Annotated in this window: 13 protein-coding genes; 6 read left to right on the top strand and 7 right to left on the bottom strand. The window is 61.0% G+C overall.

The window, feature by feature from the left end:
- Positions 1 to 126: 126 nt before the first annotated feature.
- From QYQ93_RS23475 to gap, 4 genes are all read right to left on the bottom strand, one after another.
- Positions 127 to 2691, bottom strand: a complete 2565-nt coding sequence (locus QYQ93_RS23475; protein WP_338475570.1) for a TonB-dependent receptor — start codon at positions 2689 to 2691, stop codon at positions 127 to 129.
- 116 nt (positions 2692 to 2807) lie between these two features.
- Positions 2808 to 3776: a FecR family protein gene (locus QYQ93_RS23470; protein WP_043051107.1), complete on the bottom strand. Its 969-nt coding sequence runs from the start codon at positions 3774 to 3776 to the stop codon at positions 2808 to 2810.
- Between the two features lie 74 nt (positions 3777 to 3850).
- Entirely contained in the window at positions 3851 to 4369 is a 519-nt protein-coding gene (locus tag QYQ93_RS23465; RefSeq protein WP_338475569.1) for a sigma-70 family RNA polymerase sigma factor, read from the bottom strand.
- Between the two features lie 211 nt (positions 4370 to 4580).
- Positions 4581 to 5582 carry a type I glyceraldehyde-3-phosphate dehydrogenase gene (gene gap / locus QYQ93_RS23460; RefSeq protein WP_005791003.1) on the bottom strand — a complete coding sequence of 334 codons (1002 nt, stop codon included), beginning with the start codon at positions 5580 to 5582 and terminating at the stop codon, positions 4581 to 4583.
- Between the two features lie 221 nt (positions 5583 to 5803).
- Between gap and edd the strand changes: the two genes are divergently transcribed.
- The 4 genes from edd to QYQ93_RS23440 all read left to right on the top strand — a co-directional run bounded on the left by edd (position 5804) and on the right by QYQ93_RS23440 (position 10851).
- Positions 5804 to 7630: a phosphogluconate dehydratase gene (gene edd, locus QYQ93_RS23455; protein WP_057021643.1), complete on the top strand. Its 1827-nt coding sequence runs from the start codon at positions 5804 to 5806 to the stop codon at positions 7628 to 7630.
- Positions 7627 to 8583, top strand: coding sequence for a glucokinase (locus tag QYQ93_RS23450; RefSeq protein WP_056847602.1), 957 nt, complete (start codon positions 7627 to 7629; stop codon positions 8581 to 8583). The genes edd and QYQ93_RS23450 overlap by 4 nt, the downstream gene beginning before the upstream one ends.
- 74 nt (positions 8584 to 8657) lie before the next feature.
- A complete protein-coding gene (locus QYQ93_RS23445; protein ID WP_043051111.1) occupies positions 8658 to 9392 on the top strand; it encodes a response regulator in 735 nt (244 codons plus the stop codon).
- A gap of 31 nt (positions 9393 to 9423) precedes the next feature.
- The gene (locus tag QYQ93_RS23440) at positions 9424 to 10851 is read left to right on the top strand and encodes an ATP-binding protein (protein WP_200893595.1); all 1428 of its coding nucleotides are present in this window, start codon (positions 9424 to 9426) and stop codon (positions 10849 to 10851) included.
- A gap of 228 nt (positions 10852 to 11079) precedes the next feature.
- Here QYQ93_RS23440 and QYQ93_RS23435 read toward each other — a convergent pair whose 3' ends face one another.
- Positions 11080 to 12009: an AraC family transcriptional regulator gene (locus QYQ93_RS23435; protein ID WP_338475568.1), complete on the bottom strand. Its 930-nt coding sequence runs from the start codon at positions 12007 to 12009 to the stop codon at positions 11080 to 11082.
- A gap of 327 nt (positions 12010 to 12336) precedes the next feature.
- Between QYQ93_RS23435 and QYQ93_RS23430 the strand changes: the two genes are divergently transcribed.
- Both QYQ93_RS23430 and QYQ93_RS23425 read left to right on the top strand, forming a co-directional pair.
- On the top strand, positions 12337 to 12678 hold the full coding sequence (locus tag QYQ93_RS23430) for an antibiotic biosynthesis monooxygenase family protein (RefSeq protein WP_043050050.1): 342 nt from the start codon (positions 12337 to 12339) through the stop codon (positions 12676 to 12678).
- 41 nt (positions 12679 to 12719) lie between these two features.
- A complete protein-coding gene (locus tag QYQ93_RS23425) occupies positions 12720 to 12965 on the top strand; it encodes a hypothetical protein (RefSeq protein WP_043050049.1) in 246 nt (81 codons plus the stop codon).
- 139 nt (positions 12966 to 13104) lie between these two features.
- On the opposite strand, the gene QYQ93_RS23420 is transcribed toward QYQ93_RS23425, so the two are convergent.
- Positions 13105 to 13737 carry a flavin reductase family protein gene (locus tag QYQ93_RS23420; protein WP_043050048.1) on the bottom strand — a complete coding sequence of 211 codons (633 nt, stop codon included), beginning with the start codon at positions 13735 to 13737 and terminating at the stop codon, positions 13105 to 13107.
- A gap of 74 nt (positions 13738 to 13811) precedes the next feature.
- The gene (locus tag QYQ93_RS23415; protein WP_217881894.1) at positions 13812 to 15131 is read right to left on the bottom strand and encodes an MFS transporter; all 1320 of its coding nucleotides are present in this window, start codon (positions 15129 to 15131) and stop codon (positions 13812 to 13814) included.
- Between the last annotated feature and the right edge of the window lie 54 nt (positions 15132 to 15185).

The following is a 15185-nucleotide window of genomic DNA, read 5'->3' as shown; positions in this document are numbered from 1 at the left end:
CTTGAGAAGGTAAGCGCCTGGGTGCCCTTAAAGAGAGCTGTTATCAACTAGACGAACAAGAAGACGCGGCACAGTAAAAAATCCTCACCCCGCCACTGTGGATTCCGGCGAGGTGAGGCGGGTGGGTCAGATGTCCCAGATCAGGTTGATCGCAAAGTTGCGACCTGGCTGGGTCAGGCGGTCGAGGTTGGCCGGGCCGGTTACGCCAGCTTCGCCGACGCTGTCGTAGCTGCGCACGTCATCCCAGTTCCAGTACTTCTTGTCGGTGAGGTTGTAGAGGCCACCGTTGACGGTCACGTCGTTGCTGACCTTGTAGTAGGCGGTCAGGTCGAGGATGCCGAAGCCTGGGGTCTTGAACGGGCCGTCGGTGCTGCCGTCGGGGGCGTGGAAGGTGGTGCTGTCGACGCGGTTCTGTTTCTTCACCAGGGTCCAGCTCAGCAGGCCGCCATAGTTGTCCTGGTCGTAGCCCAGGCCAAACACGCCCTTGAGCGGGTTGACGCTGTTCAATGGCTCGCCATTGTCGTCGTTGCGGCCATGGGCGTAGGCAATGGAACCCTGGGTATACAGACCTTTTGGCGCGCCGAAGGCGTCCAGGTCCAGGCGGCCCTTGGCTTCCATGCCCTTGATGGTGGCGCGCTTGATGTTCACGGCCTGGAACTGCTCCACGGTGCCACCGACCATGGCGTTGTCTTCGTCGATAAAGTCACGGTACTTGTTGTAGTACACCGCGATATCAAAGGAGCCTTGGTCAAACTTGCCGCGAATCCCGGTTTCGATGCCCTTGCTGGTTTCCGGCTTGAGGTCGGGGTTGGGTTCGACGGTGTAACCCAGGTTGAGGTTTTCGAAGCGGCCGTACAGGGCCTTGGCGGACGGCGTGCGGAAGCCCTCGGCGTATTGGCCGAACCAGGTGTAGTGATCGGTCAAGGCGTAGGTCAGGCCGAACTTGGGTGTTACGCGGTGCCAGGTCTTGTCCTTGCCGTCGACGGTATAGGCGCCGGTCGGGTTGACGGTGTTGAGGAATTCCTGGGTCAGCTTGGGCTTGAGCCGGGTGTAGTCATAACGCACGGCGGGCAGGAAGGTCCATTTGTCCCAGGTGATCTGGTCCTGGGCGAACAGCGAGTAGGTGTTGATGGTCGGGTCGGGGAAGTCACTGGCCTTTTTCACGCTATCACCGGCTGAAGGGCTGGGCGCGCCGATGGCCGTGCAACCGGCGCCAACCGCCAGGCATGAGGCCGAGCCTTCGCGGGAGCCGGTGACTTTCTGCTGTTTGAGGGTGGTGCCGTAGGTCACCTGGTGATCGGTCTCACCCAGGCTGAAAGCCTTGTCCAACTGGGCATCGAAGACCCACTGTTTTTCTTCGTAAAGGGTATCGCGAGTACGCAGGACACGACGGCCAGCCTGGTAGATCTCGGCGGTGGTCTGGTCGGTCTTGGCGATCTGGTAGTTGAGGCTGGTCTTGATGCGGTCGGCAATCGGCGACTCCAGGGCAAAGCTGTTTTCCAGCCCGAAGCGCTCGCGGGTGATGGTGTCGTTGCCTGAGCGGGCACGGTAGAGGTTCATGCCCCGACCGCCGATGAACGGGCCGCCCACGGCGTTCTTCAGGTTGACGTCGCGATCATCCTTGAACTTCTCGTAGGTCAGGCCCAGGCGGTTGTCATCGCCGTAGTTCCACCCCAGTTTGGCCAGTACGTTGGTGGTGCGCGCATCTTCCGGGTTGGCGCCGGTACGGGCCAGGCCGGTAGCGTTATTGCCATCGTAGGATTCGGTCTCGTGGCCGTTGCGCTGGCTCAGGTGCAGCAAACCGTCGAAGTTCTGTACGCGCCCGGCGAAGGTGCCGGAGGTCAGCCAGCTTTCGTCGGCGGAGCTGTAGCCGGTCTTCAGGCGGGCGCCGACGTCTTTGCCAGGCTTGATGATGTCGTCCGGGTCGAGGGTGAAATAACTTACCGCGCCGCCGATGGCGTTGCTGCCGTACAGGGCCGAGGCCGGGCCGCGCAGGATCTCCACGCGCTTGACGATTTCCGGGTCGACGTAGTTGCGACGGGTCTTGGCGTAGGGGCCGTTGAAGAAGTTGTTGGGCACTTCGACGCCGTCGACCTGGGTGAGGATGCGGTCACCGTCGATACCACGGATGTTGTAGCCCGAGTTACCCGAGCGGGTACCGGCGCCGCCGACGGAGACACCGGGCTCGTAGCGCACCAGTTCGCGGATGTTGTTGGTGTTCTGGCGGTCCAGTTCCTCGCGGTCGTGCACGCTGACGGTGCTCGGTACGCTGTTCACATCCTGTTCGTTACGGGTGGCGCTGATGGTCACCTGTTGCAGGTTGAGCGCGCCGCCCGCGGCACGTTTTTCCAGCACGATGTTGTTATTGCTCAACTTGCGGTAGCTCAGGTTGGTCCCCACCAACAGCCGGTCCAAGGCTTTTTCCGGCGGCAGCGGGCCGCGTACGCCTGGGGATAACACACCCTGGCCGAGCTCGGCCGGCAGGCCGACTTGCCAGCCTGTTACCGCAGTAAAGGCATTGAGTGCCGACACGAGCGGCTGCTGCTCGATGCTGAAATTGTAATTTGCATGGCTGCGCGGGGTCGGCTCGGCGGCGGTGGCGGCCATGACAGGCGCGCCAGCCAGCAGGATCGCGGCGGCCAGCAAGGACAAGACGGGCGAAGAACACCGGCGGTTGAAACGAGAGGACATCGAGAGCGCTCCGGGGATACGAATCTTATAGTTGCGAACCGAACCAAATAGGAATCAGTTGCATTGGCTATAACGAGACGTATTGCCGGTTAACATCGAGTAAAAATAATTCTCATTTAGTTCAGGATCACCAACGCCGGGTACTCCGACAGCTTGGCCGAGGTGATGTGGGCCAGGGAGCGCACCACATCCAGAGGCTGGTCGAGGCGATAGTTGCCGGTGACGGCGACGCTGGCCAGTTGCTCGTTGTTGTTGACGATCCAGCCTGGGTAATAGCGCCGCAGTTCGGCCAGCACTTCGCTCAGCGGGCAGTTTTCGAATACCAGGCGGCCCTGGATCCAGGCCAGGTCCTTGCCGGCATCCAGCTTGGCCGGCTGGCCGAACCCCTTAGGCCCGATGCGGATGCTTTGCCCGGCGCTCAGTCGCACGCGGGCATCGTCGAAAGTGTTGCTCAAGTCGACATCGCCACGCTGCACCTGTACCTGTGCTTCGCCATTGAGGTAGCGCACGGCGAACGCCGTGTCGCGCACGCTGGCGCGCACGGGGCCGGCGTCGATTTCCAGGGGCAGGCCACGGGTGGGGGCGATTTCGAAAAACGCTTCGCCCTGGTACAGGCGGGCAATGCGCTGGTGGTCTTTGAAGCTGCTGGAAAGCGCCGAGTTGGTGTTCAACAGCACCTTGGAGCCATCGTCCAGTTGCAGGCGCTGGCGCTCGCCGACCACGGTGAGGTGGTCAGCCTGCAGGCGCACCGGCAGGTTGCTGAAGCTGAACAGGCCGATCAGCAGCACGGCGGCGGTAGCGAGGGGTTTCCAATGCGGTTTGACCCGGCGCCAACCCCTTGGCTTGCGCGGCGCAGCGAGGGCCACGGCGGCACTGTGTACTGGCGCGCCACCCCAGGCGGCATGGGCCTTGCTGAAGGCGTGGACGTGGGCCGGATCTGCGGCCAGCCAAGCGTCGAACGCGGCCTGCTGCCCGGGTTGTGGGCACTGCAAGGCGATCAGCCAATCGAGGGCTTGATCCATGGCCGCGTCTTGCAACACCTCATGAGCCAGCTCATGGGGGGGCAGTTTATTCGGGTCCGTCACGGTGTTCCTCGGGTCTTCGCCACGTTCTATTCATCTTTCCTACAGCTTGGATCGATAGCTCTGTCGGGTGAAGCTTAAGGCTGATCCAACCGTTCGGCCACACCTACACAGATGGCCATGATCAATTTCAGTTCCTTTTGCACGGTGCTCAAGGACACGTTCAACTGATCGGCAATTTCCTGATAGCTGCAACCGTGCAGGCGGCTGAGGATGAAAATTCGTTGCTGGCGGGCGCTCAACTGGCCGAGGCTGACGCTCAGGTGTTCCAGCAGTTGTTCGGCCTGGGTGGCCTCTTCGGGCGTACTGACCGGGGCGGCCACGCTTTGCAGCACGTCCAGTGGCACATCTTCCTGCAACGTGCGGGCCTGGATCCGGCGTGAACGCAGGTGGTCCAGCGCCAGGTTGCGCGCTGTCTGGTAGACAAAAGGTTCGAGGTGGTCGATTGGCCGCTCGTTCAGGGCCCGAGTCACGCGCAGGTAGGTTTCCTGCAACAGGTCCTCGGCCGTGCTGTGGTTATTGACCATGCGCTGCAGAGTGCGAAGCAGAATCACCCGTTGGGTGAGAAAGACGTGGTTGAAGCGAGATTGGCTCACAGTGATACCAGACCGATTTGCAGTGAATGATAATGCTTATCATCAACTGAAATGGCAAGTGGCTATTTCTGTGGATTGCCGCTCGTTCCCATGCTCTGCGTGGGAACACATCCTGTGACGCTCCGCGTCACAACTTTAAGAGCAGGACGCGGAGCGTCCGGGGTGGCATTCCCACGCAGAGCGTGGGAACGATCTGGTCGATCTTGTGGAGTTACTCGGCGTTGCACAGCGCCAGGCAGTTATCCAGCATGCGGTTAGAGAAGCCCCATTCGTTGTCGTACCAGGCCAGTACCTTGAGCAGCTTGCCGCTGACCTTGGTGTGGTTGGCGTCGAAGATCGACGACAGCGGGTTATGGTTGAAGTCACTGGAAACCAGCGGCAGGGTGTTGTAGCCGAGGATCTTCGAATGCTGGCTGGCCTGTTTGAGCAGGGCATTGACCTCATCGGCCGTGGCTTCTTTCTTCAATTGCACGGTGAGGTCGACCAGGGACACGTTGATCACCGGTACACGCACCGCCATGCCGGTCAGCTTGCCCGCCAGTTCCGGCAGCACCAGGCCCACCGCTTCGGCGGCGCCGGTCTTGCTCGGGATCATGTTCTGGGTGGCCGAACGCGCGCGGTAGGGGTCGGTGTGGTAGACGTCGGTAAGGTTTTGGTCGTTGGTATAGGCGTGAATGGTGGTCATCAGGCCGCTTTCGATACCCAGCTCACGGTGCAGCACCTGGGCTACCGGTGCCAGGCAGTTGGTGGTGCAAGAAGCGTTGGAGATGATCTGGTGGGACTGACGCAAAATGTCATGGTTGACCCCGTAGACCACAGTGGCATCTGCGCCCTTGGCCGGTGCTGAGATGATCACCTTGCGTGCGCCGGCGGTAATATGGGCGGCAGCCTTGTCGCGGTCGGTGAACAGACCGGTGCATTCGAACACCACGTCGATCTTGTGTGCAGCCCACGGCAGGTCGGCGGGGTTGCGAATGGCGCTGACGGCAATCCGGTCACCATTGACGGTCAGGCTTTCCTGATCGTGGGCGACCTCTGCATCGAAAGTGCCGTGTACGGTGTCGTACTTGAGCAGGTGGGCATTGATCGAGCTGTCGCCCAGATCATTGATGGCGACGATCTGCAAATCCTGGCGATAGCCTTGGGTATACAGTGCGCGCAGGACATTACGGCCGATACGGCCAAAACCATTGATTGCGATACGTAGAGTCATTGGAAAGTGCCTGTCGTCGATTTGTTGTAAGAATTACAAGATTATTCGCATAAAAATAGAAAACAAGCCTTTTTAGTGGCAATATTTTGTTCAATCTACAACGAGTGACCTGAATCAACTGGTCCGATGATCCAAACGACCCCCTGCCATCCCGTGAGCCGTGGGCGTTTGATCAGCATAGACACTCAGGTCGCCACATCCGTTAGCCTGGAGTTCTATACATGCATCCCCGCGTCCTTGAGGTCACCGAACGGCTTATCGCCCGCAGCCGCGCCACCCGCGAGGCTTACCTTGCGCTCATTCGCGGCGCCGCCAGCGACGGGCCGATGCGCGGCAAGCTGCAATGCGCCAACTTCGCCCACGGCGTGGCCGGTTGCGGCACCGAAGATAAAAACAGCCTGCGCATGATGAATGCCGCCAACGTGGCAATTGTTTCTTCGTATAACGACATGCTCTCGGCGCACCAGCCCTACGAACATTTCCCTGAACAAATAAAGAAAGCCCTACGTGAAGTGGGCTCGGTCGGCCAGTTCGCCGGCGGCACGCCCGCCATGTGCGACGGCGTGACCCAGGGTGAGCCAGGCATGGAACTGAGCCTGCTCAGCCGTGAAGTCATCGCCATGTCCACGGCGGTAGCGCTGTCCCACAACATGTTCGACGCCGCGCTGATGCTGGGGATCTGCGACAAGATCGTCCCCGGCCTGATGATGGGCGCGCTGCGCTATGGCCACCTGCCGATGATCTTCGTGCCCGGCGGGCCGATGCCGTCGGGTATCTCCAACAAGCAGAAGGCCGATGTGCGCCAGCGCTATGCCGAAGGCAAGGCCAGCCGCGAAGAACTGCTGGAATCGGAGATGAAGTCCTATCACAGCCCCGGCACCTGCACCTTCTACGGCACCGCCAACACCAACCAGCTGCTGATGGAAGTGATGGGCCTGCACTTGCCGGGCGCGTCGTTCGTCAACCCGTACACGCCGCTGCGTGATGCGTTGACCCGCGAAGCCGCCCATCAGGTCACCCGCTTGACCAAGGCCAATGGCAACTTCACGCCGATCGGCGAGATTGTCGACGAGAAGTCCATCGTCAACTCCATCGTTGCGCTCAACGCCACGGGTGGTTCCACCAACCACACCCTGCACATGCCGGCCATCGCCATGTCGGCGGGCATCATCCTGACCTGGCAGGACATGGCCGACCTCTCCGAGGTGGTGCCGACCCTGTCCCACGTGTACCCAAACGGCAAGGCCGACATCAACCACTTCCAGGCGGCGGGCGGCATGTCGTTCCTGATCCGTGAACTGCTCGAAGCCGGCCTGCTCCACGAAGACGTCAATACCGTGGCCGGCAAGGGCTTGAGCCGGTACATCCAGGAACCGTTCCTGGTCGATGGCGAGCTGGTCTGGCGCGACGGCCCCATCGAAAGCCTCGACGAAACCATCCTGCGCCCGGTGGCTCGGGCGTTCTCGCCCGAAGGCGGCCTGCGCGTGATGGAAGGCAACCTTGGCCGTGGCGTGATGAAAGTCTCGGCGGTGGCGCCGGAGCATCAGGTTGTCGAAGCGCCGGCGGTGGTGTTCCAGGACCAACAGGACCTGGCGGACGCTTTCAAGGCCGGCCTGCTGGAAAAAGACTTCGTCGCGGTGATGCGCTTTCAGGGCCCGCGCTCCAACGGCATGCCCGAATTGCACAAAATGACGCCGTTCCTCGGCGTGTTGCAGGACCGGGGTTTCAAAGTCGCATTGGTGACAGACGGGCGTATGTCCGGCGCCTCGGGTAAGATCCCCGCCGCGATTCACGTCAACCCCGAAGCCCAGAGCGGCGGGCCGCTGGCGCGAGTGCAGGATGGCGATATCATTCGTGTGGATGGCGTTACCGGCACCTTGGAGCTTAAGGTAGACGCCGCAACCTTTGCAGCGCGCACGCCTGCCACGGGCCTGTTGGGCAATAACGTAGGCGCCGGTCGTGAGCTGTTTGCATTCATGCGCTTGGCCGCAAGCTCCGCAGAGCAGGGCGCCAGCGCCTTTACCTGTGCCTTGGAGACGCTTAAGTGAAACTTGCGCTGGTCGGTGACATCGGGGGTACCAACGCCCGCTTTGCGTTGTGGCGGGACCAGGAACTGCATTCGATCCGCGTGCATGCCACCGCAGATCACTCGAGCCCTGAGGAGGCTATCAAGGTCTACCTCAAGGAAGAGGGCCTGCAAGTCGGCGATATCGGCGCGGTGTGCCTTTCGGTAGCCGGGCCGGTGAGCGGTGATGAATTTAAATTCACCAACAATCATTGGCGCTTGAGCAAGACTGCGTTTTGCCAGGCGTTGCAGGTGGATGAACTGCTGCTGGTCAACGATTTCTCCGCCATGGCCTTGGGCATGACCCGCCTCAAGCCCGACGAATTCCGCGTGGTCTGCCAAGGCACGCCGGAACCGTTGCGCCCGGCCGTAGTGATTGGCCCGGGCACCGGCCTCGGTGTGGGGACGTTGCTGGATTTGGGCGCTGGCCGCTTCGCGGCGCTGCCGGGGGAGGGCGGGCATGTCGACCTGCCCCTGAGCAGCCCGCGGGAAACCCAGCTGTGGCAGCACATTTACAACGAGATTGGCCATGTCAGCGCCGAAACCGCGTTGAGTGGCGGTGGGTTGCCGCGTCTGTACCGCGCTATCTGTGCGGTCGACGGGCATACTCCGGTGCTGGACAGTCCCGAGGCTATTACCGCAGCGGGGTTGGCCGGTGACCCGGTGGCCATGGAAGTGTTGGACCAGTTCAGCATCTGGCTGGGCCGGGTGGCGGGCAATAACGTACTGACCACCGGTGGGCGCGGTGGCGTTTACATCGTGGGTGGGGTAATACCGAGGTTTGCCGACTTCTTTATCGCCAGCGGTTTCGCCAAGAGCTTTGCGGATAAAGGCTGCATGAGCGACTACTTCAAGGGCATTCCGGTGTGGTTGGTGACCGCGCCATATTCCGGGTTGACCGGGGCGGGTGTGGCGCTTGAGCAGGCTTTTGCGTAGGCAGTGATGGCCTCATCGGGGGCCAGCCCCCGATGAGGCCCTGAAGAGCCCCCCATAACAACAAGGAGGACCCCGTGAGCGTAATCAGTAAATCCATTCTCCTCGTCGACGACGACCAGGAAATCCGCGAATTGCTGCAAACCTACCTCAGTCGCGCCGGCTTCCAGGTGCGTGGCGTGCCGGATGGCGCGGGGTTCCGCCAGGCGATGAACGAGGCGCCGTGCGACCTGGTCATCCTCGATGTGATGCTGCCGGACGAAGACGGTTTCAGCCTTTGTCGCTGGATCCGCCAGCACCCGCGCCAGGCGCAGGTGCCGATCATCATGCTCACCGCCAGTTCCGACGAAGCCGACCGGGTGATCGGCCTGGAGCTGGGCGCCGATGACTATATCGGCAAGCCATTCAGCCCCCGCGAATTGCAGGCGCGGATCAAGGCCCTGCTGCGTCGTTGCCAGTTTGGCCAGGAGCGCGGCAGCAGTAGCGACGTGCTGGTGTTCGACGATTGGCGCCTGGATACGATCAGCCATCGGCTGTTCCACGTTGACGGTGAAGAGGTGATCCTCTCCGGCGCCGACTTCGCCTTGCTCAAATTGTTTCTCGACCACCCGCAACAGATCCTCGACCGCGATACCATCGGCAACGCCACCCGTGGCCGCGACCTGATGCCCTTGGACCGTATCGTCGACATGGCCGTCAGCCGCCTGCGTCAACGCCTGCGCGATACCGAAAAACCCCCGCGGCTGATCCGCACTGTGCGCGGCAGCGGTTATCAACTGGCAGCCAGCGTGGTTGCCGGCAATGCCCACTGACCACCCGGCCGAACGACGCCGCCGCTTTCCGGTGCCGCGCTCGCTGTTGGGGCGCATGCTGCTGCTGACCTTGCTGGTGGTGCTGTTCGCCCAGGCATTGTCCAGCGTGATCTGGGTCTCGCAGTTGCGCGCCACCCAACTTGAGGGCCTGGTCACCAGCGCCCGTAGCCTGGCGCATTCGATGACCGCCAGCGTGAGTTATTTCCGTTCGCTGCCGGTGGCCTATCGGCCCTTGGTGCTCGACCAGTTGCGCAGCATGGGCGGCACGCGTTTTGTCGTGACTCTCAATGATCGCCCGCTGGATATGGCCTTGCTGCCGCAAACTCCGCGCAAACAGGCGGTGCTGGAAGCGGTCGATGACGTGTTGCGCCAGACCCTGGGCGCCAGCGTGCTTATCTCGGTGGAGTTTGTCAGCGCCGAAGACCTGCGTATCTTCAATGCCGGCTTGAAGCTCGACGAGCTGCCGCGTTCCTGGGCGCATTACGCCTTGACCCTGGAACCGGTAAACCCGCCGGTACTGGTCACCCAGATCCAGCTTGCCCCCGGAGAATGGCTGTACATCGCCTCGCTGCTGCCCGAGCCTTATACCAGCCTTGAAGAACAGGGCCTGCCGTCCCAGCAGGTGTGGTTTATCGTGCTGACCAGCGGCTTGCTGCTGCTGTTCATCGGCTTGCTGGTGCACTGGCAAAGCCGGCCACTCAAGCGCCTGGCGCGGGCGGCGCGGGACATGTCCCTGGGCGCCGATGTGGAACCGGTGGCCGAAGGCGGCGGCAGTGAAGTGGTGGAGGTGGGCCGTGCCTTTAATGCGATGCGCGAACGCATCAGCCGTTACCTGACCGAACGCAGCCAGTTGTTCAGCGCGATTTCCCACGACTTGCGCACGCCGATTACCCGCCTGCGTCTGCGTGTGGAACTGCTTGAAGACGAAAACCTGCAAGCCAAGTTCGGCCGCGATCTGGATGAATTGGAGTTGCTGGTCAAGGGCGCGCTGCAATGCGTGAAAGACACCGACATTCACGAAAACATCCAGCCGGTAGACCTCAACCACGTACTCGAATGCCTGGTGGAGCCCTACCTGGCGCCCAATGGCAATGGTCGCGTGACTCTGGATGGTGCGGCCTTGGCGCCTTATCCGGGCAAGCCGCTGGCGCTCAAACGCTGCATCGGCAACCTGATCGACAACGCCTTGAAGTATGGGCAGAACGCGCATTTGCATATCGAGGACGATGGCGCACTGTTCACCCTGCATGTGGATGATGAAGGCCCGGGTGTGCCGGAACAGCGCCTGGAGCAAGTCTTCGAACCGCACTTTCGCCTGGCCGGCCAGCAGCAGGGGTATGGGTTGGGATTGGGGATTGCGCGCAACATCGCCCATAGCCATGGAGGGGAAGTGAGTTTGCAAAACCTGCGCGAAGGCGGCCTTCGCGTCACCCTGCAACTGCCCCGCGGACTTGACTGAACACACGCTGATTAAACGTGGGAGGGGGCAAGCCCTAATGCCAGTCAGTTAAGCGGTCATCGCCTTCTGTAGGAGCGAGCTTGCTCGCGAAAAACGTCACCGATAACGCGTGTTTGCTGAATGAGCGCGGCGCCTGTAAGTTTTTCGCGAGCAAGCTCGCTCCTACAAAAAAGCCTTAACTGACTGGCATTAGGGCAAGCCCCCTCCCACATTTTGATCTCCATCCGTTTAAATACTTTGGCGCAGCCGGGCCAGGTCTCTCAGCGGCGGCGCGCCAAACAACCGGCTGTATTCCCGGCTGAACTGCGACGGGCTTTCATACCCTACCCGATAGCCCGCCGCCGAAGCTTCCAACCCTTCGGCAATCATCAGTCGTCGGGCTTCCTGCAAACGCAGTTGTTTCTGGTATTGCAGGGGGCTCATGGCAGTGATCGCCTTGAAACGATGGTGCAAGGTCGAGACGCTCAGGTTCACTTCCTTGGCCAGGTCGTCGATGCGCAGCGGTTGTTCATAGTTGCCGTTCAGCCACTTGATGGCCTGGCTGACACGGTGGCTCTGACTATTGGCCACAGCAATCTCATACAGGCGATAACCCTGGGGGCCACGCAGCAAGCGGTAGAGAATTTCACGGTTGATCAACGGCGCGAGCATGGCGATGTCTTTGGGCGTATCCAGCAGCCGGGTCAGGCGCAGCACGGCGTCGAGCAATTGGTGGTCGATGCGGTCGACGTACATTCCGCGGGTCGACGGGCGCGAAGGCACGCCCATGGGCCCGGCCTCTGCGATCAAGGCCGTCAGTTGCGTCGGGTCGATGTTGATACGCACCGACAGGTTGGGATTCTCGGCGCTGGCATCGATAATCCGCCCGGCTACCGGCATCGCCACCGAGAACACCAGGTAGTTGAGCGGGTCGTAGGCGAAGATTTCGTCGGCCAGGCGCACTTCCTTGCTGCCGCTGGCCAGGATGCACAGCGCAGGTTCCACCAGCACCGGCATGAAATCCCGCGGTGTGTTGTGGCGGTTCAGGTACAGCGAGGTAATCGCCGTGCCGTAGGAGCCGTCTTCCCAGGTGTGGCGGTGCACGATACCGGCCAACTCGGCGCGTTGCTTTTCCATCTCGGCATCGAGGGGAGTGGACTTTGGATCGGGCGACGGCATGGGGCGTCCTCTACACGCTGCTTTGATGGGCTCAGCTTAGCGGCAGCTTTTCAAATAGTGTTACGTCGATTCTGCCTGATCCTTGCCTGATCCTGCGATCTGTCGTGAATCAGGCAAGCGCCAGGCCTGTCATCTCTCTGAAACACTGGGCGGACGCGTGGAATAAATCCTGGGGGCAAACGTCCTATCTAGGCTTTTCGCAGGATTGTGCAATAAGCCTGCAGGAATCGACTAACCGCGCCCGTACCCGCGCCGTTATCTTTGATCCTGTGGCAACACGCCCCCACAGTGCTTGCCGAGCATCACTTCTCAACGGGAGAGTCGAACATGTCCACCCCCATTCCCGCGAGCCATATGGCCTTTATCCGCGCCCGTAGCGGGTGCAGCACCGAACTCGGTGCACGCTTGAGCAGTTTGATCGAACCAGGACGCCAGGCCGAGGGTTGCCTGCAATTCTCGTTGCAGCATTCACAGGTCGACCCCGATGTGTGGCTGGTCTCGGGGTTCTGGAGCAGCGAACAGGCCATGAGCGCCTACTTCAACTCGCCGGCCCTGATGATCCTCACCGAGCTGTTGAACGACATGGTGATCCGCAGCATGGACTTCCAGACCTTCACCGATGCATCTGCCGCCCATGCCTACGGCGAGTACCTGCAACTGGCCGGTTGAGGGTTACAATGGCCGACTTTCCATTGGCCAGGACCTGCAACATGGCACGTAGACAATTTGCCCACCACGAAGCCGTTTCCGCCGTAGTACCGGGAGAAGATGGCTACAGCGCCGCCGTCGCCGTCAAGGCACTGGATGGCATGGGCGCCCCGCAGTTCCACAAGATCCTCGACGGGCAGACGTTCAAGACGGCGTCCGATGCCGATGACGCGGCGACGCTGCAACTTGAGTGCCTGATCGATGTGGATGCAGAAGGCCAACTGAGCTGGGCACCTGCTGCGAACTAAACAACGCAGATGAGCAAATGTGGGAGGGGGCTTGCTCCCGATAGCGGTGGGTCAGTCAGCTTATCTTTCGCTGACACACTGCTATCGGGGGCAAGTCGAATCGTCGCACCGCCCCTCCCACATTTTTATTGCATTTCAATCAGGGTTTTGTGGCGCCTGGGCGGTACATCTTGAATAGGGCCTCAGGGCCCAGCTGGAAGTAATCAGCGGGTCCCCCGCCACGCAAAATCGGCTCGGCGGCAGCGGTGTCGTAGATACCATCCTTGAGCAACCACTTGGCAATATGCACCGCCACCACTTCGCCCAGCACCAGCCAGCTCGGCACCAGCTCTTTGTCAGCACGTTGCAGCTGAATGATCTGCGTCACCTTGCATTCGAACGACACCGGACTCTCGCCCACCCGTGGCACGCTGACGATTTTCGAGGCCACCGGCGTCAGGCCGGATAACTCGAATTCATTCACCTCGGGCGAGACCGCCGCGCAGCTCTGGTTCATCTGCTCGGCCAGCGGGCGGGTGGCCAGGTTCCATACGAACTCGCCGGTCTGTTCGATATTGTTCAGGCTGTCTTTGCGCCCGACACTGGAAAAACCAATGATCGGCGGAATGTAGTTGAACGCATTGAAGAAACTGTAGGGCGCCAGGTTCAGGCGACCCTCGCGGTCGTGTGACGAAATCCAGCCAATCGGCCGCGGGCCGACAATCGCGTTGAACGGATCATGGGGCAGGCCGTGGCCGTTGGCGGGTTCGTAGAAGTGGATATCGTCGGACATGACCTGTTCTGCTCTCAGTTCTGAAGCCCACATCATATCCAATATGAGAAGGGGGTTGCCCCCCTCCCAGATTTTTAGTCCGTGGTAATCCGCGAATGCTTGCGCGTGTCCTTCATGGTCACGTAGACCATCAGCGACACTGCGATACACGCGGTCACGTACCAGTAGTAGCCGGTTTCCATGCCGATGCTCTTGAACCACAGGGCGATGTATTCAGCGGTACCGCCGAAGATCGACACGGTCAGGGCATAGGGCAGGCCCACGCCCAGGGCGCGAATTTCGGTAGGGAACAGTTCGGCTTTCACCACGGCGTTGATCGAGGTGTAGCCGCTGACGATGATCAGCGCCGCCATGATCAGGAAGAACGCCCCCCACCAGGACTGGATGGTGTGCAGGGTGGTGAGGATCGGCACGGTGAACAGGGTGCCGAGGATACCGAAGGCGATCAGGATCGGCCGCCGGCCAATCTTGTCCGACAGCCCGCCGACCAAGGGTTGCAGGCACATGAACAGGAACAGCGTCGCCGCCGAGATGGTGGTGGAGTCGGAGATGCTCATGCCGACCGTGTTCACCAGGTATTTCTGCATGTAGGTGGTGTAGGTGTAGAACGCCAGGGTGCCACCCATGGTCAAGCCGACCACGGTCATCAGTTCCTTGGGGTGGCGCATCAAGGTGCGCATGGCGCTTTCCTTGGCTTTTTCCTTCTTGGTGAACGATTCGGTTTCTTCCATGCCACGACGCAGGTACAGCGCGACCACTGCACACAAGGCGCCGATGGCGAACGGGATACGCCAGCCCCAGGCATACAGTTGCTCGGTGGTCAGCAGTTGTTGCAGCACGATCAGCACCGCCAACGCGATGAGCTGGCCGGAGATCAGGGTCACGTACTGGAAGCTGGAGTAAAAGCCACGGCGTTCCTTGGTCGCCATTTCGCTGAGGTACGTGGCAGAGGTGCCGTATTCGCCACCGACCGACAGGCCCTGCAGCAAGCGGGCAAACACCAGTAGGATTGGCGCGCCGATACCAATGACTTCATAGCTTGGGCTCAGGGCGATCAGCAGGGAGCCGAAGCACATCAGGTAGACCGAGGCCATCAGGGCTTTTTTACGCCCGACTTTGTCGGCATACAGGCCCATCAGCCAGCCACCGATCGGGCGCATCAGGAAGCCCACGGCGAAGATCGCGGCGGTGTTGAGCAATTGGGCGGTGGTGTCGCCCTTGGGGAAGAAGGTCTTGGCAAAGTACAGCGAGAAGGCGGCGTAGACGTACCAGTCGTACCACTCGACCATGTTGCCGACCGACCCGCTGAAGATCGATTTGATTCGGCTGGAAGTGGTGCGCTCTTTTGCCGGCGCAGTTGCCGACCCCAGAGGCAAGGTATTGGAGTTATCCATTGAAGGATCCTTCATCTAGTTGTTTTTATGGAGCGTGCTTGAGCACTGCCTGGT

The organism is Pseudomonas khavaziana, from assembly GCF_036704165.1.
GTDB classification, from domain to species: Bacteria; Pseudomonadota; Gammaproteobacteria; order Pseudomonadales; family Pseudomonadaceae; genus Aquipseudomonas; species Aquipseudomonas khavaziana.
Note: the sequence above shows the minus strand (reverse complement) of the source record. Positions and strands in the feature narration are given on the sequence as shown.